The following is a 20,343-nucleotide window of genomic DNA, read 5'->3' as shown; positions in this document are numbered from 1 at the left end:
GTTCGCCCCGGCCCCTGCTTTCCGAACGGGAGACCGGAAACAGACTGCACTGGACCTGTGGGAGGAAACAAGAATGGCAGTTTTCGGAAAATGCATCCGTGGCGCGGCCCTGCTGGCCGGTGTCGCCATGGTCTGGGCGGCCCCTGCGGCGGCCGACACCATCAAGATCGGCGCCTCGCTGTCGGTCACGGGCCCTGCGTCCTTCCTCGGCGACCCCGAGGCCAAGACGCTGGAAATGTATGTCGAGAAGCTCAACGCCGAAGGCGGCGTCAACGGCAAGCAGCTGGAGCTGATCGTCTATGACGACAGCGCCGATGCCAACAAGGCGCGCACCTTCGCCACCCGCCTGGTGGAAGACGACGAGGTCGTCGCGGTGGTCGGCGGCTCCACCACCGGCACGACGATGGCGATGATCCCGGTCTTCGAGGATGCGGGCATTCCGTTCATCTCGCTCGCCGGCGCCGTGGTCATCATCGACCCGGTGAAGGAGTTCACCTTCAAGACCCCGCATACCGACCGCATGGCCTGCGAGAAGATCTTCGCGGACATGCAGGCCAAGGGCCTTGCCAAGATCGGCATGATCTCGGGCACCGGCGGCTTCGGCAAGTCGATGCGCGAGCAGTGCCTTGCGGTGGTCGGCAACTACGGCATCGAGATCGTCGCCGACGAGACCTACGGTCCGAGCGACTCCGACATGACGCCGCAGCTGACCAACATCAAGAATGCTGCCGGCGTGCAGGCGGTGATCAACCCCGGCTTCGGCCAGGGTCCGGCCATCGTGACGCGCAACTACAAGCAGCTCGGCATCGAGGTGCCGCTCTACCAGAGCCACGGCGTCGCCTCGAAGTCCTTCATCGACCTTGCCGGCGATGCCGCCGAGGGCGTGCGGCTTCCGGCCTCGGCCCTGCTCGTTGCCGACAAGCTGCCGGACAGCGACCCGCAGAAGGCCGTCGTCACCGGCTACAAGTCGATGTACGAGGAAAAGACCGGCCTGCCGGTGTCGACCTTCGGCGGCCACGCCTATGACGGCCTGATGATCCTGGTCGAGGCGATGAAGCGCGCCGGTTCCGAGGATCCCAAGGCAATCCGCGACGAGATCGAGAAGACCTCGGGCTTCATGGGCACCGCCGGTGTCGTGAACATGTCGCCGGAAGACCACATGGGCCTCGACCTGACCGCGTTCCGCATGCTGGAAATCCGCGCTAGCGACTGGACGCTCGCCGAATAAGGCGCAAGCCCTCCCCCGCCGCGTGCCCGACGAGATCCGGCGCGCGGCGGGGGCCACCTGCTCACGACATCGAAGGCCCCCGGCCCGGCCGCATCGAGCGCGCGGGCAAGCTGACGGCGGACCCATGCCCGAGTTGCTGCAATTCTGTGTTTCCGGACTGACGGTCGGCGCGGTCTACGCGCTGGTCGCGCTCGGTTTCACCATCATCTACAACGCCTCCGACGTGGTGAACTTCGCGCAAGGCGAGTTCGTCATGATCGGCGGCATGACCACGGTCTTCGCCACCGCCGCCGGCGTGCCGCTGCCGCTGGCCGTGATCGGCGCCATCCTCGTTGCCATGGTGGTCGGGCTGCTGCTGCACCGGCTGGCCATCGAGCCGGCGCGCGGCGCCTCGCCCGTGACCTTGATCATCATCACCATCGGCGCCTCAATCTTCCTGCGCGGCCTTGCCCAGGTGGTGTTCGACAAGCAGTTCCATTCGCTTCCCGCCTTTTCCGGCGACACGCCGATCCGCTTCGGCGGCGCCGCGATCCTGCCCCAGAGCTTCTGGGTGCTGGGCGGCGCGGCGGTGATCGTCGTGCTGCTGTGGGCCTTCTTCAACCGCACGCTGACCGGCAAGGCCGTGCTGGCGACGGCAGCGAACCGGCTGGCGGCCCGCCTCGTCGGCATCAACACCTCCTTCGTGATGGGCCTGTCCTTCGTCATGTCGGCGGCCATCGGCGCCATTGCCGGCATCCTCGTCACCCCGATCACCCTGACCAGCTACGACGTCGGCATGCTGCTGGCGCTCAAGGGCTTTGCCGCGGCCATGCTCGGCGGCATGGGCAATCCGCTCGGCGCGGTGGTCGGCGGACTGGCCGTCGGCCTGCTGGAAGCGCTCGGCGCGGGCTACATCTCGTCCACCTACAAGGACGCCATCGCCTTCATCGTCATCCTCGTCGTGCTCTTCGCCCTGCCGGGCGGCCTGTTCGGCAAGGCCAGCGTGGAGCGGGTGTGACCATGGGCAAGCTTCTCTCCCATCGCCTTGCCGTCCCGCTCGTGATCGCCCTGTTGGTCGTCGCGCTGTCCTTCGCCATGCCCTCCAACTTCTACTACCGCGTCGCCGCGCTGGTCTGGATCTCGGCCCTTGCCGTCATCGGCCTCAACCTGCTGATGGGCTATGCCGGTCAGGTGAGCCTCGGCCATGCCGGGTTCTTCGGCATCGGCGCCTATGCGGTGGCCGTGCTGCCGCCGCAGTTCGGCCTGCACCCGCTGCTTGCGGTGCTGGCCGGTGCCGTTGCCACCGCCGCCATCGCCTTCCTGGTCGGCCGGCCGATCCTGCGGCTCAAGGGCCACTATCTCGCTGTTGCGACGCTCGGCTTCGGCATCCTGATCGCCATGACGATCTCCAACGAGGCCTGGCTGACCGGCGGACCGGACGGCATGCCGGTCGAGCGGCTGACGCTGTTCGGCTGGCGGGTGCGCGGCGCCGACACCTGGTACTGGATCAGCGGCGGCCTGCTGGTGATCGGCGCCTGGATCGCCTGCAATCTCGTCGCCAGCCCGACGGGCCGGGCCTTGAGAGCGCTGCACGATTCCGAGGTCGCCGCGCGCGTCGCCGGCATCGACGTCGCCCGCGCCAAGCTCACCGTCTTCGTCATCTCGGCGGTCTATGCCTCGGTGGCCGGCTCGACGCTGGCCCTGGTCAATGGCTTCGTGACGCCGGACAAGGCCAACTTCCTGCACTCCATCGAGCTGGTGACAATGGTCGTGCTCGGGGGCATGGGCTCGATCCTCGGCTCGCTGGCAGGCGCTGCGATCCTCGTCGTGCTGCCGCAGGCGCTGACCGGCTTCCACGACTACGAACACATGATCCTCGGCCTCATCATGATGGTGATCATGATCGTGCTGCGCGCCGGCATCGTGCCCAGCATCGCGGCATTCTTCCAGGGGAGGCGGACCAAGTGACCACGACAACGCCTCTTCTCGAGGTCAGCGAGATCGGCATCTCCTTCGGCGGCGTGCGTGCCGTCGACAATGTCAGCTTCTCGGCACGCGCCGGCGAAGTGTTCTCGATCATCGGCCCCAACGGCGCGGGCAAGACCACGCTGTTCAACCTGGTCTCCGGCGTCTACACGCCGAAGGGGGGATCCGTCCGGCTGGCCGGCGAGCCCGTCACCGCGCTGGAGCCCAACCGGCTGGCCGAGCGCGGGTTGTCGCGCACCTTCCAGAACCTGCAGGTCTTCTTCCGCATGACCGCGCGGGAGAACGTGATGGTCGGCCGGCACCTGCGCGAAAAGCGCGGGCTGCTCGCCCACCTGCTTGCCCTCCCCTCCACCGGCCGCCAGAACCGGGAGAGCGCGGAGATCGCCGATGCCCTGCTGGAGCGTGTCGGGCTGTCGTCGCAGGCAGACATTCCGGCTGCAAACCTGTCCTATGGCGCGCTGAAGCGCCTGGAGATCGCCCGTGCGCTCGCCGCCGAGCCGAGGGCGCTGCTGCTCGACGAGCCGGCCGCCGGGTGCAATCCGGTCGAGACCGAGGAAATCGAGAAGCTGATCCGCAAGATCGCCGACGACGGCGTCGCCGTGGTGCTGGTCGAACACGACATGAAGCTCGTCATGCGCATCTCCGACCGCATCCTGGTGCTCGACCAGGGCCGGGTGCTGGCGGAGGGCTCGGCAACCGAGATCCGTTCGAACCCGAAGGTGATCGAGGCCTATCTTGGAACCCACGGCACGCGGGAGGCCAACCTTGCATTCGACTGATCCGCTTCTGCGCGTCGAGGCGCTGCGCTCCGCCTATGGACGGATCGAGGCCCTGCACGGCGTCTCGCTGAGCGTCGCGTCCGGCGAGATCGTCGCCCTGGTCGGCGGCAACGGCGCCGGCAAGACCACTCTTTTGCGCACCATTTCCGGCGTGCAGCCGATGACCGGCGGCAGCCTGTCGTTCCAGGGACGCGACATCTCGCGTGCCAGCCCGCATGCGCGGGTCGCAGCCGGCATCGCCCAGGTTCCGGAGGGGCGCCAGATCTTCGCGCCGCTCGCCATCGAGGACAATCTCCGCCTCGGCGCCTATCTGCGCAAGGATGCGGAGATCGCCGCCGATCTTGAGCGGGTCTACGACCTCTTCCCGGTGCTGAAGGAGCGGCGCAAGAACCCTGCCGGCGGCCTGTCCGGCGGCCAGCAGCAGATGCTGGCCATCGGCCGCGCCCTGATGAGCCGGCCGACGCTGCTGCTGCTCGACGAGCCGTCGATGGGCCTGGCGCCGGTGCTGGTCGACCAGGTCTTCGAGATCATCCAGCGGCTGAACCGCGAGGACGGCGTCACCGTGTTCCTGGTGGAGCAGAACGCCTTCGCGGCCCTGTCCATCGCCACGCGCGGCTATGTCATCGAGACCGGCGAGATCGCGATGGAGGGCAAGGGCGCCGCGCTGCTGGCCGACGAGCGGGTGCGCGAGGCCTATCTCGGCGTTTGAGGCGGGACCCGACTCAGAAGATGCCGTTGGCCCGCTGCAATTCCCGCACATAGGCGGTGATCGCGGCGACGTCCTGCGGGCTCGCCTCAGGCACTGGCGGCATGTCGCCGAAGGTCCAGTGGTGCTGGCGAACGCCGCGCGTTGCCGCCAGCAGGAACGCCCCGTCGGCGTGGTGCCCCGGCTCGTAGATGACATGGACCAGCGGCGGGGCGATCCCCTGCCGTCCGGCCGCGTTCTCGCCGTGGCAACTGGCGCAAAGGGCGTCGAAGGCGGTTCTGCCCTCGGCCGCAAGACCCGACAGCTCCGGCACCGTCACCTCGACCATGGCGGACGCCGGTTCGTGATCCGGCGCATCCTGCGGCCGCAGGACCACGATGAGCACGGCGACCAGCACCGCGCCGCCGCCGAGAAGCAGGCCCTTTCGCAAGATCACGAGTGGCCGCCGCAGGACGGCCCGCTGCCCCTGGCGAGATCCTCAAGGATCGGGCAGTCCGGCCGCGCATCGCCATGGCAGGACTCGACCAGGCGGGTGAGCGTCGCCTTCATCGAGCGCAGTTCCACGATCTTGCGTTCCACCTCGCCGATCTTCTCCATCGCGACGGCGCGCACATCGGCGCTGGCGCGGTGCTCGTCGTCGTAGAGCGACAGCAGCACGCGGCACTCCTCGATGGTGAAGCCGAGGCTGCGTGCGCGCTGCAGGAACTGCAGACGGTGGATGTCCGTCTCCGAATAGTCGCGATAGCCGTTGCCGGCACGCGCCGGGCGGAGCAGCGCGATGTCCTCGTAATAGCGGATCGTCTTGGGCGGCAGGTTGGCGAGAGCCGCAGCCTCTCCGATGTTCATGGCGCATCCGGGATGTTGGTTGTCATCTCGGACATAGTGGACCTTCCAGCAAGTGGAAGGTCAAGCACGGACAAACGCTCACCCGATGGACGGCGAGGAGGCCTCCATCTTGCGCGCCATCAGGCGGACCAGCGGTGGACGCATCAACGCCGGAATGATCCAGGACTGGACCGCAAGGCCGAAGCGGCTGCGCGGCACATAGTGCCCGCCGATCTTCTCCGACTGTTTCTGGAGCCTCAAAGCCACGGGCCGAAGCCGCGCCTCGTAGGCGGCAAGCGCCTCGTCCAGCGGCCGCGCCGCGAGCTCGGACGCCAGCACATGCGCCCCGACGACCGCCGTCGAGGTGCCCTGCCCCGACAGGAACGTCATGCAATGCGCCGCATCGCCCAAGAGGACGACCCGCCCACGCGACCACTGCGGCACCTCGACCTGGCAGATCGTGTCGAAGAAGCCGTCCGACCACTCGACGCCGTCCCGGAACGTGTCCGAAATCAGCGCCGGCCAGTGCGAGAACCGGCTGACGAGTTCGGCCGTGCGCTGATCCGCCGGCACGCGGGACATGTCGTCGTCGCGCCAGCAGAACAGCGTCGCCACCGTGCCGTCGCCGACCCGGTAGAGGCCGGCCTGCAGGTCGATATCCATGAAGGCTGCGTAGTCGCAGTCCATCGCCTGCGAGGATGGCATGCGCCAGGCGGCGCTGCGATAGCCGAGCGGTTTCAGAAACGCCGAATGCGGGCCGAAATGCAGGTCCCGGACGCCGCTGCGATAGCCATCGGCCGCAACCACCAGATCGAAGCGCTCGCGCGACCCGTCCGAAAGTTCGACCTCCACCGCCTTGCCCTCATCGGCAAGGGCGGTGACGGTGGTCCCGTACCGGATCGGCACCCGCCCCGCCAGCCGCTCGACCAGAACCTCCTGCAACGCATCGCGCATGATCACCAGCATGCGGTCGCCGCAGGCTGCCGAAAGGTGCCGATAATTGTAGGAGAACAGCTTGCGACCCTGCGCGTCGCGATAGTCGGCCCGCTGGATCGATATCGCCCGCGCTTTCAGCGCCTCGATCAGGCCGAGGCGCTCGGCGACCTCCCAGCCGCCGAGATGCAGGCCGACCGCATAGCCGGCCGTGCGCAAAGTCGGCGCCTTCTCCACCACCACCGGCGACAGGCCCGCATCGAGCAGGCAGTTGGCGAGCGCAAGACCGGCAGGCCCCGCGCCCGAGATCAGGATCCGCATGCCCTCCGCCTCAGAACGTGATCTTGAGGCGGCCGCCGATCGTGCGCCCCTGGCCGAGCTGGTAGACATTGCCGAAGCCGGCGCCGGCGGAGTCGAAACCGTAGACCGCATAGGTTTCGTCGGTGATGTTGTCGACGTAGAAGTCCGCGACGACATGCTCGCCATGCTTCCAGGACAGTCCCGCGTCGAGCAGCGCATAGGCGCCCTGTCCGACGGTGTTCGCCTCGTCGAACCAGGTCTTGCCGACATAGGTGACGCCGGCCCGGGCGGTCAGGTCGCCGAACTCGCCCGGCAGGCCGAACGTGTAGGCCGCGGTCAGGTTGGCCGTGACATCCGGGGCGTAGGGAACCGTGTTTCCGGTCAGGTTGACGCCCGGATTGGCGGGATTGTTGTAGCTGCTGAAATAGCTGTCGTTGAAGGCGATGCCGCCCGACAGCATGAAGGGATCGACCGGCTGCCAGCGGGCCGTCAGGCTGATGCCCTTGCTCTCCACCTCGCCGACATTCTGCAGGTACTGGCCGGTCACCGGGCCGACCGAGAGCTGGTAGTCGTCCGTCATCGTGAAGTAGACGGAGGAACCGAGCTCCAGCGTGTCGTCGAACAGGCTGGCCTTGATGCCGGCCTCATAGTTGTAGCTGTGCTGCGGCTGGTAGGAGAAGCCGATATTGGCCGGGGTCACCGCGCGGGTGAAGCCGCCGGCCTTGAAGCCGGTGCTGAACAGCGCGTAGACGAGCACGTCCTCCGTGACCTTGTAGCTGGCGCCCACCTTGGGCGAGAGCGCGGAGAAATCCGCACTGTTCGTCTGGCGCAAACCGGCAAGGGTCGTCGCCGCATCCACCTCCTCGTAGTCGAACCGCAGGCCACCGGTCAGGTCGATCCGGTCGGTCGCATGCCAGGTGACTTCGCCGAAGGCCGCGTAGGAGCGGATCTCCTGATGCGAGGCCAGCGTCGCGGCCGGCACCTCGCGGCGGAAATCCAGATCCTGGAAATAGAGGCCGGCGACGTAGTCGAACATCGCGCCCTCCTGCGGATTGGAGGCGATGCGCAGTTCCTGGTTGAACGTCTTCTGCCATTCGGGCGTGTAGGAGCCGAAGATCGTGCGCAGCAGCGAGCGGTCCTGATAGCCGGTCAGCGATGTGATCGTCGCCGGGCCGAGATCGTAGGAGGCGGTGAGGCCGTAGCTGTCGGTCGTCAGCTCGTAGTGGGACGGAACGGGCAGCGAGATGCGGCTGTCCAGCATCGACTGCATCACGAAGCGTTCCTCGTCCGAGGTCCGTTCGCTGCGGCCATAGGAGAACATGATGTCGAGGGGGCTGCCGACGGGCGCGTAGCGCAGGCGGGCCTGGCCGGCCATCGTCTCGCTGTCGCCGGTGCGCTCACCGGTGATCATGTCGCGCATCTCGCCGTCCTCACGCTCGGCGCTGAACCACGCATCGCCGTAGAGCACGTCCTTGATCAGCGCGCCGCCGAAGGCCACGCCGCCCAGAGCGCCGAGGCTGTTCACGTCGATGACGGGGCTGAGGAAATATTCGTTCTCCGGCTTGTGGGTGACGACGTTGATCACGCCGCCGATGGCGTTGCGGCCGTAGAGCGTGCCCTGCGGCCCGTACAGCAGCTCGACCCGCTCCAGCGTCTGCGGCAGCAACTGGCTGAACAGCGCCTGGTCCTGCGGCAGGCCGTCGACATAGAGCTGGGTCGCCGGGTTGTAGAAGTCGACCGACGACTGGCCGCGCACGGTAATCCCGGAATAGGCACGGCTCGAGCGCTGGCGGATCAACACGTCCGGGAACACCCGGTCGATACGGTCGATGGTGGAAAAGCCGCGCTGCTCCAGCTCGTCCGCCTCGACGGTCGCAACCTCGCCGATCGCCTCGAACGCATCCTGCAGGCGCTTTGTGGCGGAGACGATAATGCGGGGAAGCACGGTCGGCTCCTCGGACGCGATGGCGTCCTGCGCCTGCGAGGGGAACGGACGCAGCACGGCGATCATCGCGACGAGGGAAACACCCAGCAGAGCACGGCTTCTCATTGTTGATTTCCTTGTATTTCCAACGCCCCGTCGACAGACAGAGGCGATTCCGAAGCAATCGGGAGGCGCCGGGCGAGAACTGCGCCGGCGACGAGCAGAAGAGCGGCAAGGGCAAAGACCGCAGCATGTCCGAAGGCCTGGCCGATGAAGCCGGCGGCGATACCGAAGGCGATGGCCATCACCGCGTCGGCGCTTTGCAGCAGGGCGAAATCGGTGCCGGCCTGATGCGGCGAGCACCAGCCGATCATCACCGCATAGAGCGCGATCATCGACGTGGCCGCGGCGGCGGACTGGGCAAGGATCAGCGGCGCGACGAGGTCGCGGGGGACGATACCGGCCCACACGCCCGCCAGCGCCAGGAACAGGGCTGCGTTGGCGAGGGCGGCGAGCATCAGGGCACGCGCGGAAGGGCGCCGCAGCACGGCCAGCATGGCGAGCGCGGCGACCAGACCGGCGGCCGCACCGCCCGCTCCCTTGAGCCAGCCGATATCGGAAAGCGTCAGTCCCGTATCGACCAGGAACGGCCCGATCAGCGCGATGCCGAGACGCAGGCCCGACTGGTAGACCAGCATGAAGCCGAGGCCGCGGCGATACTCGACCCTGTGGAACGACGCCGAAAGGCGCGGGCGAAACGCTGCTTCGCTCAATGGAACCGGTGCGCCGTCCTCGATCCCGCGCGCGGCGACGGCCGGGATCGTCAGCACCGCGACGACGCCCGCCATGAACAGCATCGAGGCCTGCCAGCCGAAAGCGGCGTAGACCGGCAACCACGCGCCGACGCCCAGCAGGAACCCGACATACCCGCCGAAGACACCGGCGCTGCTGACGGCCGCGCGGCGGTGTTCGTCGACCACCTCGACGGCCAGCGCATCTGTGGCGATGTCCTGGGTCGCGGCAAAGACGGATACAGCCAGCAGCATGCAGAGCATCAGTTCGAAGTGCCCGGCCGGCGACAGCAGCGACAGGACCGCGAAGCTCAATGCGATCAGCGCCTGGCACACGAGCAGCCAGGATCGCCTCCGGCCGAGGCGGACGACGCAGAACCGATCGACCAGCGGCGCCCACAGGAACTTCAGCGCCCAGGGCAGGAACAGCAGCGACAGGAGGCCGATACGGTCGAGCCCCATCCCCTCCTCGCGCAGCACGGTCGGGAGACCGGTCTGCACGAGGCTGCCGGTGATGGCCTGCGCCGCGTAGAGCCCGATGAACAGGCTCAGGATCCTGAAGGTGAAGGCGCCCGACGCGCCTGGATTCGATGTCATGAAATGCTTACCCCGATCACATTCCGGCCTTAATTGGCCCTCGCAAGGTCTGCCACCCGGATCGGACCCGCTTCAGTCCCGATCGGGGCCTTTCGTGCCCCCTCTTGCGCACCGTTGCCCGCATGTCACGCCAGCCCCGCGTGGCGACGCAGGCGAACGAGAATGTCGGCAAGCACCGACGGCTCGGAGAGGTAGAAGTGATCGCCCGGCAGGTCCGCCCGCGCGACGCGCGATCCGCAGACCGCGTCCCAGGCGTCGACGTCGGCCGCCGACACCTCCAGGTCTCCAGTCCCGCGCAAGGCCAGAACCGGGCAGTCCAGCCTCGCCCCGGTCCGCAGCGCATAGGTCTCGGTCAGGGCGAAGTCCGCCCGGATCGCCGGCAGGAACAGCTCGAGGAGTTCTTCGCTCTCCAACACCTCGTCGCGCGTGCCGCCGAGACGGCGCAATTCACCGATCAACGCCGCGTCGGGCATGGCATGGCGCCAGGGCTGCGGTGTCGGCAGCTGCGGGGCGCGGCGGGCCGAGGCGATGAAGGCGGCCGGCGGCAGCCCCCGCGCCTGCAACGCCAGCGCGGCTTCGAACGCGACAAGCGCCCCGAGGCTGTGGCCGAACAGGATGACGGGCCGCCCGGCGGGAACAGCGCCGCACAGGGCCGGCACGAGCCCGGCCAGAACCTCGCCGAAAGCGCGGCAAGCCGGCTCCAGGAAGCGGCGGCCGCGGCCGGGCAGCTCGACCGGGCAGACATCCAGATCGGCCAGCAGCGGATGATCCCGCCAGCCATGGAAGAAGGACGCCGCCCCGCCGGCATGGTGGAAGGCGAAAAGCACCGCCCTGCCCCGTCCGGCCGGACGGCCGAAAGGGAACCAGGGCGAAACGGCTCGAACGGGCGCGTTCATCAGGCAACCTCCGCCTGCCGGTCGCCCTGGCGCAGGCGCTCTGCGACCGCGTCCTTCACCACGCCGGCGACGGCAGGTGCGTCGTCGCGGGCCATGAAATGCCCGCCTTCGAGCCGGCGATGGGTGAAGCCTCCCGCCGTGCGCGGCCGCCAGCTTTCCACCGCCTCCTTTGAGACGAGGTCGTCCTGCGTGGCGGACAGCGCCAGCATCGGCGCGCGGATCACCGCCTCGCTGCGATAGCTGGCGGCCATCGCCGTGTCGCCCTCCATCGTCGTCTGCAGCGCCGACAGCATCTCGCCGCTCGCCAGGATGTTTTCCGGCGTCCCGCCGAGCAGGCGCAGCCGCGTTTCCATGCCGTCCTCGCCGAAGAAACTGCGCAGGTCCGGCAAGGGCTCGTGCGGGCCGGGACACACGCCCGCGACCACCAGCAGTGGCCGGCAGGTGCCCTCCTGCTCCAGCCGGTGCGCCAGCTCGAACGCGATCTTGCTGCCGAGGCTCCAGCCGAGGAGGACCAGCGGCGTGTCGCGGTAGGGCCTCACCTTCGGCAGCAAGGCCTCGACGGCCGCCGACAGCGTGGTGAACGGCGGCTCGGCGATCCGTCCCTCCCGGCCGGGAAGCTGCACCGGCGAGACCTGCCAGTCGCGCGGGAACTGGCCCTGCCAGGCCTTGAAGGCCGAAGCGCCGGCCACCGCATGGGGAAAGGCGAGGATGTTGACATCCGCACCACGTCTCGGCCCGCCGAACGGGAACCAGTCGGCACGCTCGGCAAGCGAGGCGCGCGCCTCGCCCAGCAGCGCCTCGATCCGCGCCGCGCGGGTTTCCAGCAGCGCCGTGTCCGCCGCCCCGGCCGCTTCTGCGCTTCGCCGCCAGCGGCCGAGCAGATAGGTGATCGCGCCGCGGTCGAGGCAGTCGTACATGGCCGATCCGGGCGCGGCGAAATAGTCCTGCACGTCCGCCGCCCGCCTGGCACCGGCAAGGCGCGCCATCAGCCCGGCGGGCATCCGGTCGCGGGCGCGGCAGACCTGCCGCGTCACGTCGCGCAGGCTTTCCAGGACGAAACCCATCTCCTCCATCGTCTCGAGGAACGGGCCGACCAGCTCCGACGGCCAGAGATCGCCATGCAGGAACAGCCCGCCGGGTGCCAGCACGCGGCGGACATGACGCAGGAAGGCGCCCATGTCCGGATAGGCGCCGGAGGATTCCAGATTGAGCACAACCTCCTGGCTGCCATCCGCAAGCGGCAGGGCGCAGGCATCGGCCAGTTGCAGGCGAACCCGTCGTCCGGCCAGCAGACGGCGGGCCCCCGCGATGTTGTCGGCGCTGAGATCGAGGCCGATCGCGGCAAGCGGATGGTACCGCCGCGTGACGATGTCCAGCGCGCCGCCGCGGCCGCAGCCGATGTCCGCGACCCTCAGTCCATCGAGCGCAACGGGTCCCAGCAGCTCGGCGACGAGACGCTCGCAGGCCTCGTTGGCACCCGGCTGCGCAAGACCGGGCACGGCCCCGTCGGCAAGGCCGGCAATCGGCTCGTAGCCCCAGTTGAGGAAATGCGCGTGCCCGTCGAGCCCGGCCTGCACGAAAGCCTCGTCGAGGGCGGAATAGGCGCTGCGGGTGCGCTCTGCGACCGGTTCAGTCGGCATCGGTGAGGGTCCTTGCGAATTCGACGGGATCGGGGTGGGGCGGCGGCGGCACCGGCATGGCGCGTTCGCGCGGCGGCCCGGCCTGGCGCAGAACGGTCAGCCAGGCCTTGCCGAGATCGGCGAGATAGGCGTCCGACTGCCAGGGCACGCTGCCTGGCGCCTCGATGGCGCGGCGCAGCTCGGCGAGCGCATGGCCGATCGCCTCGGGGAACTCGGCATGCACCACGTCCCAGAACGGCGCGCCCGCGGGCGAACCCAGCGCATGGGCGCTCGGCTGCGTGAAATGGCGGCAGCCGGCATGGCGCTCCGGCGACAGCAGGTAGGAGCTCGCCTCGCCGTCCTGCCGATAGTCGGGCGCATAGAGCGAGTGGCTCCACACGACGGGGCCGAAACTGTTGACCAGATTGACGGTCCCCTCCGGCCAGCCGACCGCCATGCGATGCATGACCAGCGAATGGTGATCGGGATCGGACGGGTCGAGCCAGGATTGCAGCATCAGGGAGAAGGGAACGCCGCCGACCCGCCCCTGGAAGGCATGGAACGGCAACCCGTCGGACGGCGGAACCAGCGGCCCGACGCAGTCGAGCCCGGCCAGCGAGCCGAGGCTGCGCCCAAGGCTGTCGAGCGCCGAATAGAGCAGCTGCGGACTGGTGGTGACTTCGGCAAAGGCCGCCGGCGCCCGTTCGCCCGCCGCGCTCGCATAGGCGATGAAGTGCCGGAAAGCCGGCAGATGTGGATAGAAGCTGTTGACGTGGTAGCGCACGCCTGCCGCTTCCGCCTGCCGGCGCAAGGATGCCACCTCTCCGGGATGGACGGGGTGCTCCTGCAGCACGTGGATGCCGCGTTTCAGCAGCGCTTCGGCAAGGCGGGTGCCGTCGCCGCCGAACAGCGTGGTGCGGACCACGACGCAGGCCACGTCGATGTCGGCCGGCAGATCCGCAACGTCCCGGTAGAGCGGCACGTCCAGATGAGCGGCAAGCGCGCGCGACCGCGCCCCGCCGCGCGCCAGAATGCCGGCCAGGCGGACATCGCCGCCGAGCCGGGCGATGGCGGCAAGGTAGTGCTCGCCGAAGCAGGTGCCGCAGACGACGACGTTCAGCACTTCACCCGCCATGGCCGAGGCCTCCCAGCCAGGCGCGCAGGCCGAGCTCGCCAGCCGGTGGCGTTCTGGTGCCGACCAGATCCGCAAGCGGCAGCGACCACGCCTCCTCGCCCCGTGAGAGGATCGCCAGCACGGTGTCGAAGACGGAGGCAGCGAGCCCTTGCGGGAACAGGCCGGCGATCTCGTCGATGTTGCACAGGAGCTCGCGCTCCTCCTCCAGCACCTGGAAATGCAAGGCGACCTGCGGCTGGGCGGCGTATTCGTAGGCCGGCATGCCGAGCAGCGGATCGGCGCTTTCCGGCAGCGCATAGGCCTGCCGCACGCCGAGCAGCGATGTCATCGCCACCGGGAGCACCAGCGTCGGCAGGTCGCGTGCCGCATTCGCCTCGGCAAGCCCTCCGCACAGCAGCGGCGACAGGTTCTCGCGGATCGCTGCCTCGGTGCGCTGCATGAGGTCCCCGAAACTCGGCGCCCCGGCGAAATCGAACGGCACCGCCATCGCCGCGCTCGCCTCGCAGGCGATGTTCATCGCCTCCGCATGCAGCGGCTTGCGGTCGGGATAGGCGAGTTGCAGGGAGAACCGCCCCGTGTCCGCCGACCATTCGCGCAAGCCGGCGGCGAAGGCCGCAAGCACCAGCGCCGTGCCGGAAACACCCCGGCTGGCGGCCGCATCACGGACCGAAAGCCAGGAGGCGCGGTCCAGCGCCCGGCGCTCGATGGCGAACCGCGGCGGCAGTGTTTCGGGCAGCGCGGCAAGCGGCAGGTCGGGCGCCGGCGGCAGGGCGGCAAGGCGCTCGCCGGCCGCCTTGCGCGCCACGGCAGCGGCCTTCGTCTCGCCCAGCAGCGCCATCCCGCGCATGTAGTCGGTGGCCGAAAAGCCGAGCCGCGGCAGTTCCCGCTCGGGATCGGCCACATGCCGTCCCAGTTCGCGCAGCATCACCTGGAAGCTCTCGATATCGAGGAAGGTCGTGTCGATATCGAAATGCAGGCGAATGCGCCCTTCCGGCAGCAGCGAGGCGCGCCATTCGAAGAACGGCCAGGCGGACAGGTCGAAGGCCTGTGCGCTCATGCGCCGGCGGGTTTCGTCAAGCCGCTCCTCCCGCTCCGCGTCGGGCAGGCCGGAAAGGTCCTCACGGACGATCGCAGGAACCGTCTCGACATCGGCCGGCACCGCCCTGCCCTCGGCGTCGACGGTCATGCGCAGGGCCGGGTGGCGCTGCACGAACCGGGCCCAGGCCTGCTCGAAGGCGTCGAGGTCGAAGCTCGCCGTCTCCTTGTCGTATTCCACATACATGTGCCGGGCGGTGCCGCCGAGCGGTGCGCCTGCCCGTCGGCCCAGCCACCATGCCCGCTGGAGCGGCGACAGCGGCCAGGTCATGCCCGGGCGCGCGAGCACCGGCGCGAGATCACCATTGGCAAGCAACAGGCCGGGCCGGCTTGCCGCCAGCTCATCAAGCGCCGCGCGCAGCGATCCCGCCTCCGCATCCCCCTGCGTACCGCCTTGCGCCCGGATCCCCTCGACCAGCGCGGCGACCGTGTCGAAGCGCATGGCCGCCTCGCCCGACAGCCGCAGCCCGGTCTCGGCGGCAAGCCGCTCCGCCAGATCGAGGAACAGCAGGGAATCGAGCCCCAGGTCGATCAGCCGGCTCTCGGGGCGCACCGCATCCGAAGGAAGCGACAGAAGGTCCGCGACAAGCGTCCTGACGGTGCCCTCGAGATCCGCTCCGGCCGCCGCCGGCATCTGGCCGCCCGCCTCGCGCAAATGCTTCGCGAGCGAGGCCGGCGTATGATCCTGCAGGGCGAAGCCGCCGGAAAGCTCGAGCCCGAGCTCGCCCTTCACCGCCTGCGCCAGTTCCAACATCATCAGGGAATCGACGCCCAGCGACAGCAGGCTTGCCTGCATGTCGATCCGCTCGCGCGGAAGAGCGAGCAGGCTCGCCAGACGGTCGACAAGCCAGGTCTCGACGCCGAGAGGTTCGACAGTATCCCCATGCGCAAGTGCCGGCTCGCGGGCCGGTGCGGCCGGCGCCATTCGCGACAGGGCCGGCGGCAGGCGTCCGCCCGCAGCCTTCGTCAGCGCCTGCCAATCGACATGCAGCGGGCTTGCCACCGCATGCCCCCGCTGCAGCGCCGTCTCCATCAGCGCCAACGCGTCGGCCGGCGCGAGCGTCAGCATGCCCCGGCCGGCGAGGTCCTGGGCGAGCCTCACCCGCTCCGCGCGCCCATCCTGCCAGTATCCCCAGGCAAGGGCGGTCGCGGGCACACCGTCCGCGCGCAAGGCTGCCGCCAGCCCCTCCAGGGCGGCATTGGCAATTGCATGGGCCGCCTGCCCCGCCGGGCCGAAGACGGTCGCAGCCGAGGAGGCAAAGACCACACGCGCAGGCGCAAGGCGCGCAAGATGCCGGCGCAGGGCCTCGGCCGGGCGCAGCTTCGGTGCCAGCACCCGCTCCAGCGCCGCCGCATCGAGAGCCGCGAGCGGCATGTCCTCCAGATGGCCGGCGAAGTGGAAGACGGAGGCAAGGCTTCGCCCCTCGATGCCGGCGAACAGACGGTCGAGATCGTTCTCGTCCGTCAGGTCCACCTCGCTGTCCACGGTCACCTCAACCCCGGCAGCGGTCAGCGCGGCGAGCCGGGCGGCCTCGACGTCCGACGGCGCGCGGCGTGCGACGAGGCGGAGGCTGCGCGCGCCTTTTCCTGCGAGCCATTCGGCCGTCGCCAGGGCCATGGGCGCGAGGCCGCCGAGCAGAAGGTGGACGCCGTCCCGTTCCATGCCGAGCGGCACGGCTGCATTATCCTCCGCTACCAGACGGGGCACGAAGCGCCGCCCGCGGCGCAAGGCGACGACCGCCTCGCCGTCCTCGACAAGGCACGCCCGATGCAGCGCGTCCTCGCCATGGCTGCCGTCGTCGTCGACGAGCCGCAATGCCAGGCCCGGATATTCCTGGGCGGCAACCCGCACGAGGCCTGCAATGCCCGCGAGAAACGGCGCTTTCGGCCGGTCCCAGGGGACAACGGCCAGCGCTCCGCGCGTCAGCAGCACGAGCCGGCACCCCGCTTGCGAGGCCTCGCGAACGAGTTCGGCAAGGCCCGCATGAAGGATCGCGTGAGACAGCCCGTCGTCGACATCCGCGAGATCGACGAGGCACGTATCGCCGGCAGACAGGCCCGGCGGCACGAAAAACCCGGAGGCACGCGAGATCACCGCCGCGACGCGCCCGCCGGACGCGCGGAAGTTGGCAGCCTCCCAGCGCCAATGGCAGAGCTGGGGGCGCGTCGCGGCAGTGGCCGGCCGACCCTTGCGGAGATTGTCGATCCACAGAGCCGGCCAGTCCGCTTGGTCGAAGACGGCGAGGTCCAGCCCGCCGTCCTGGCGCGTCCTGACGGCAAGGCGCGCGTCCGACAGGTGTCCGCACGTACCGCTGACCGCATCGGCGACAAGCGGGCCCTTTCCGGGCAGTTCCGCAAGCACCGGGCGCAAGAGATCGGCAAGCGGGCCGGAAACGGCTGCCGCGCCCTCTTGAGGCAGGGGCGGCAGCGCAGCACCGGCAAACGGGACGGGCCTTGCCGCGATCAGACGCTCCCCCTCGTCCGTCGCAAGGGCGAGTTCGTCGGCGGCAGTGATCCAATGCGCGGGCTGCGGTGTTGCGGCCGGCGCAAGCTGCACGCCTTCGAACCGCCAGAACCCGTCGCCGGCCCGTCCGGCAAGGCCGGCAAGCAGGCCTGCGGCATCGGTGACAGGCGCCGTCTCGAGCTGGCGCCCGGCGAGCGCCGACGCTGAATGCGCAGGGGGCGTTCCGTTGCGGGCAAGAAGAATGCTCTCGCCGATGGCGCCGTCCTTCTGCTCCGGCGGCGGGAAGGACGACCAGTCGGACCATCCGGCCTCGGTGAGGAACGTCCCCCAGCGGGCAAGCGAGGGAAACAGCTCGCCGCCGCGCGCCTCGATGTCGTCGAGCACGGGCACCAAGGGACCGAAAATGAAGTCGAACAGGGGCTTTGGCTCAGAAATCTCACGCATCAGGAGAACCCCGCCCGGCGCCAGCAGGCGGCGCACGTCGGCGAGAACCCGTGTCAGGTCGCGGCCGTTATGCAGCACGTTGGCCGCCACCACGAGATCGTAGCCGCCCGGCTCGAAGCCCTGGGCGACAAGGTCCTTCTCGATGTCCAGCGTCGCGAAGTCGAGGAACGGAAAGGCGGCGAACTTGTCGCGCGCCTTGCGCAGGAACAGCGGCCCGATATCGGTGAAGGTGTAGCGGGTCCGCCGCGTCGGCAGGACCGGCAGCAGCGCGGACGTGGTGCCGCCGGTTCCTGCGCCGACTTCCAGCACGCGCAGGGGCTTGTCGGCCGGCAGTTCCTCAATGAGCGCCGCAACCGCGTCGGCGGCGAGATCGTTGAGGAAGACGCTGTCGCGCTGGCGCTCGTACATGTCCTCCACGTCGTCCATGGCGGCGGACGGGAACACCAGCGAAACCGCATCCACCGCGCCGGTCAGCATCTGCGCAAGCTGCGGTCCGACGCGGGCGACCATGCCGGTCAGGCGGCGATAGCCGCGCCCGGCCATGTCCGCGAGCAGCGGCTCCGCCTCGCCCATCGGCGGCACGATCAGGGCACCGAACCTGTCCCCCTCCCGTTGCAGAACGCCTTCGTCCACGAGATCGCGCAACAGACGGGCGGTAAGCTGGGCGTAGTGCGGAAGGATGCCGCCCGCCGCCATCGCCTCCTCGACCGTGCGCCAGGCACCGCCGGCAAAGACGCCGAGCCTGTCGAAGGCATGGGCGACATGGATCGCGTGCAGCCGGGCGACGGCCGCGCCTTCCGCATCCAGCGACGACCAGTCGTGCTCGGCCGCGCGCAGCCGCGACGCCTCGCCGAGACTCGCGACCAGTTCGCGCCAGCCGTCCCCCCTTTGACCTTGCGCGCCCGGCCGGGCAATGCGGCTGCCGATGCGCGGGGCGACCGGCGCGACCACGCGCGGTCCCGCAGGGCCGGCGGGCAGCTCAGTCTCCGCCACGCCGGCACGCCAGAACGGCGCCGCCTCGTCCTTGTCCTGCACGAAGGCCTCGTCCTCGCCGCCGGTCCGGGCGAACAGCGACAGTGTGCGGGCAAGATCCAGCCCGTCTCCGCCGCCGATCTCCAGCCGCATGCCGTCTGCGCCGCGATGCTGACGCACCAGCGTGTCGCAATAGCGCGGCAGCTCGCCCTGATAGGCGCCGTCCAGCAGCAAGTCCGCATGGGCCTGCGACAGGGCGCGCAGCGCCGGCAGGTCCGGCGCCGCGAGGGCGAGCCGCAAGGGACCCTCGCCCGTCCGCGGCGCCGGCTTCAGCGGCTCCGGCAGGTCCTCGACGATCACGTGGCAATTGGTCCCGCCGATGCCGAAGGAGCTGACGCCGGCGATCCGCGGTCCCTCCGGCCAGGCCTGCAGCGCCTGCGGCACGATGAAGGGCGTCGCATCGATTTCCAGCGCCGGATTGGGCTTGCGAAAATGCAGGCAGGGCGCGATCAGTCCGGTGCGCACGCTGAAGGCGGCCTTGATCAGCGCACCGATGCCGGCGGCGGTGTCGAGATGCCCGGTATTCGCCTTCAGCGCGCCGAGCGCGCAAGGGTGGCGGCGCGGCGTGTCGCGGCCGAAGGCCTCGGCCAGCGCATTGAGCTCGATCGGGTCGCCGAGCGGCGTGGCGGTCCCGTGCGTCTCCACCATGCCGATGCGATCCGAGGTGACGCCGGCCAGCGCCATCGCCTCCTCGATCACCGCCCGTTGCCCGGCAAGCGAAGGCGCGGTGAAGCCGGCCTTGTCGGTGCCGTCGTTGTTGACCGCCGATCCGCGGATGACCGCAAGGATGCCGTCGCCGTCTTCCAGCGCCCGGCGGAGCGGCTTCAGCAGCACGACGCCGACACCATTGCCGATGAAGGTGCCGGACGCCTCCGCATCGAAGGGCCGGCAGGTTCCGTCGGGCGAGAAGATCATGCCCGGCTGGTGGAAATAGCCGGCGGCCATCGGGAAGGTCAGCGCCGCGCCCCCGGCCAGCGCCAGATCGCATTCGCCGCTGCGCAGCTGTTCGCAGGCCACATGCACCGCCACCAGCGAACTGGAGCACGCCGTCTGGACCGTCAGCGCCGGCCCCGTCAGACCCAGCTTGTAGGCCGTGCGCGTTGCCAGATAGTCCTTGTCGTTGCCGATCAGCCGCTGGAAGGTCCGCGACTGGCCGGCCGACAGCACGTCCTCCGGCTGCGGCATGACGAAAGTGCTCATGCGCGCGGAGCCGAAGACCCCGATGCGCATGCCGGCGACCGAGCCTGCCAGCCCTGCCATGTCCAGCGCCTCGCGCGAGCAGGCGAGGAACAGGCGCTGCTGCGGGTCGATGGTCGCGGCCTCCGCCGGCGAATAGCCGAAGAGGCCTGCGTCGAAATGCTCGGCTTCGTCGACGACGCTGGCGACGGGAACGAAGTCGTCCCGTTCCAGCAGCGCGGGATCGAGACCGGCAGCGGCGAGATCCTGCGCGGTGACCCGGCGCGAGAGTTCCTCGCCATCGGCAAGCCGCCGCCAGAAGGTGAAGGGATCCGCCGCGCCCATGAAGCGGCATCCCGCCCCGATGATCGCGACCGGTTCCACGTCCTGATAGATCTCGGTGAAAAGGCTCATGTCGAAAGCGCGCATGGGAC

The 20,343-nt window shown here is 69.5% G+C and carries 14 protein-coding genes; 5 read left to right on the top strand and 9 right to left on the bottom strand.

Going from position 1 to position 20,343, the window contains the following annotated elements:
- The first annotated feature begins 127 nt into the window (after window positions 1–127).
- From GH266_RS22695 to GH266_RS22675, 5 genes are all read left to right on the top strand, one after another.
- Window positions 128–1,228 (top strand): ABC transporter substrate-binding protein, encoded by a 1,101-nt coding sequence (locus GH266_RS22695; RefSeq protein WP_244953857.1) that lies wholly within the window; start codon window positions 128–130, stop codon window positions 1,226–1,228.
- A gap of 124 nt (window positions 1,229–1,352) precedes the next feature.
- Window positions 1,353–2,225 (top strand): branched-chain amino acid ABC transporter permease, encoded by an 873-nt coding sequence (locus tag GH266_RS22690; RefSeq protein ID WP_158195874.1) that lies wholly within the window; start codon window positions 1,353–1,355, stop codon window positions 2,223–2,225.
- A gap of 2 nt (window positions 2,226–2,227) precedes the next feature.
- Entirely contained in the window at window positions 2,228–3,175 is a 948-nt protein-coding gene (locus GH266_RS22685) for a branched-chain amino acid ABC transporter permease (RefSeq protein WP_158195873.1), read from the top strand.
- Window positions 3,172–3,972 carry an ABC transporter ATP-binding protein gene (locus GH266_RS22680; RefSeq protein WP_158195872.1) on the top strand — a complete coding sequence of 267 codons (801 nt, stop codon included), beginning with the start codon at window positions 3,172–3,174 and terminating at the stop codon, window positions 3,970–3,972. Before GH266_RS22685 ends, GH266_RS22680 begins: the two co-directional genes overlap by 4 nt.
- Window positions 3,959–4,681, top strand: coding sequence for an ABC transporter ATP-binding protein (locus GH266_RS22675; RefSeq protein WP_158195871.1), 723 nt, complete (start codon window positions 3,959–3,961; stop codon window positions 4,679–4,681). Before GH266_RS22680 ends, GH266_RS22675 begins: the two co-directional genes overlap by 14 nt.
- A gap of 13 nt (window positions 4,682–4,694) precedes the next feature.
- Here GH266_RS22675 and GH266_RS22670 read toward each other — a convergent pair whose 3' ends face one another.
- The 9 genes from GH266_RS22670 to GH266_RS22630 all read right to left on the bottom strand — a co-directional run bounded on the left by GH266_RS22670 (window position 4,695) and on the right by GH266_RS22630 (window position 20,338).
- Entirely contained in the window at window positions 4,695–5,114 is a 420-nt protein-coding gene (locus tag GH266_RS22670; protein WP_342354284.1) for a c-type cytochrome, read from the bottom strand.
- The gene (gene cueR / locus GH266_RS22665) at window positions 5,111–5,524 is read right to left on the bottom strand and encodes a Cu(I)-responsive transcriptional regulator (RefSeq protein WP_158195870.1); all 414 of its coding nucleotides are present in this window, start codon (window positions 5,522–5,524) and stop codon (window positions 5,111–5,113) included. The genes GH266_RS22670 and cueR overlap by 4 nt, the downstream gene beginning before the upstream one ends.
- A 78-nt stretch (window positions 5,525–5,602) precedes the next feature.
- Window positions 5,603–6,757, bottom strand: coding sequence for an FAD-dependent monooxygenase (locus GH266_RS22660; RefSeq protein ID WP_158195869.1), 1,155 nt, complete (start codon window positions 6,755–6,757; stop codon window positions 5,603–5,605).
- Between the two features lie 10 nt (window positions 6,758–6,767).
- Entirely contained in the window at window positions 6,768–8,786 is a 2,019-nt protein-coding gene (locus GH266_RS22655) for a TonB-dependent receptor (protein ID WP_158195868.1), read from the bottom strand.
- Window positions 8,783–10,048: an MFS transporter gene (locus tag GH266_RS22650; protein ID WP_158195867.1), complete on the bottom strand. Its 1,266-nt coding sequence runs from the start codon at window positions 10,046–10,048 to the stop codon at window positions 8,783–8,785. The genes GH266_RS22655 and GH266_RS22650 overlap by 4 nt, the downstream gene beginning before the upstream one ends.
- Window positions 10,049–10,173: 125 nt before the next feature.
- Window positions 10,174–10,944 (bottom strand): thioesterase II family protein, encoded by a 771-nt coding sequence (locus tag GH266_RS22645; RefSeq protein ID WP_158195866.1) that lies wholly within the window; start codon window positions 10,942–10,944, stop codon window positions 10,174–10,176.
- Window positions 10,944–12,584, bottom strand: a complete 1,641-nt coding sequence (locus GH266_RS22640) for a thioesterase domain-containing protein (RefSeq protein ID WP_158195865.1) — start codon at window positions 12,582–12,584, stop codon at window positions 10,944–10,946. Before GH266_RS22640 ends, GH266_RS22645 begins: the two co-directional genes overlap by 1 nt.
- Window positions 12,574–13,698, bottom strand: coding sequence for a Gfo/Idh/MocA family oxidoreductase (locus GH266_RS22635; protein ID WP_158195864.1), 1,125 nt, complete (start codon window positions 13,696–13,698; stop codon window positions 12,574–12,576). Before GH266_RS22635 ends, GH266_RS22640 begins: the two co-directional genes overlap by 11 nt.
- Window positions 13,688–20,338: a beta-ketoacyl synthase N-terminal-like domain-containing protein gene (locus GH266_RS22630; protein WP_158195863.1), complete on the bottom strand. Its 6,651-nt coding sequence runs from the start codon at window positions 20,336–20,338 to the stop codon at window positions 13,688–13,690. The genes GH266_RS22635 and GH266_RS22630 overlap by 11 nt, the downstream gene beginning before the upstream one ends.
- Window positions 20,339–20,343: the final 5 nt, after the last annotated feature.

Source organism: Stappia indica (assembly GCF_009789575.1).
In the GTDB taxonomy this organism is placed as follows: domain Bacteria; phylum Pseudomonadota; class Alphaproteobacteria; order Rhizobiales; family Stappiaceae; genus Stappia; species Stappia indica_A.
This window is presented reverse-complemented; position numbering and strand designations above follow the sequence as displayed.